General features: G+C 59.5%; 1 protein-coding gene. It reads right to left on the reverse strand.

Translation table 11 applies throughout. The features are described from left to right. Window positions 1–22: 22 nt before the first annotated feature. On the reverse strand, window positions 23–578 hold a 556-nt coding region (locus G3446_RS27220), incomplete at its 5' end, for an ISAs1 family transposase (RefSeq protein WP_164456754.1).

The raw sequence follows: 578 nt of genomic DNA on the forward strand, positions 1-578 counted from the left end.
CAGGGCGAGCGCGTATAAATTCTCAGCCCAAGAGGACCTTAGCGCGGTAATCATCGTTCCAAGTGGCCTTGCGACGCTTCTTCGACATGCGCAGCTTCGACGGTTCTTGCTCGAACAGATTCATGCAGAGATGACGGATGCCGGTCAGAATCGCGGGGGCATGGCCTTTTGTGATGCGGTTGGCGTCTTCGCGGAAGAGGACATCCAAGCGCCAGTGCAGTTTGTTCTCGATCCCCCAGTGACCACGCACGGCTTCGGCGAAGCGTTTGGCCTGCGCCGGGATGGAATTGATGAAGTAGCGCCGTTCGAGGCTGTGCTCGCCATTGCTCCAGCATTCGCGCTCGACCATCCCGAGGCTGCGTAGCCCCTTCCAGCGTTCGGTTTCGGATAAGGTATTGAGGTCTTCGCTGATCCAGTAACGGCGCACTTCCAGACGTCCGTGATCCTTGTCGGTCTCGCTGATGAAGTCGTGCGCGACACCGGCAAAGTCACCCTCGAGCGCGGTGGTGAAGAAATCCGCGACCTCCTCGTGGAGCGTGCCCTGGTTGCCCTTGAGGCCGAGCACATAGTCTGCACCC

The organism is Thiorhodococcus minor, from assembly GCF_010820565.1.
GTDB classification, from domain to species: Bacteria; Pseudomonadota; Gammaproteobacteria; order Chromatiales; family Chromatiaceae; genus Thiorhodococcus; species Thiorhodococcus minor.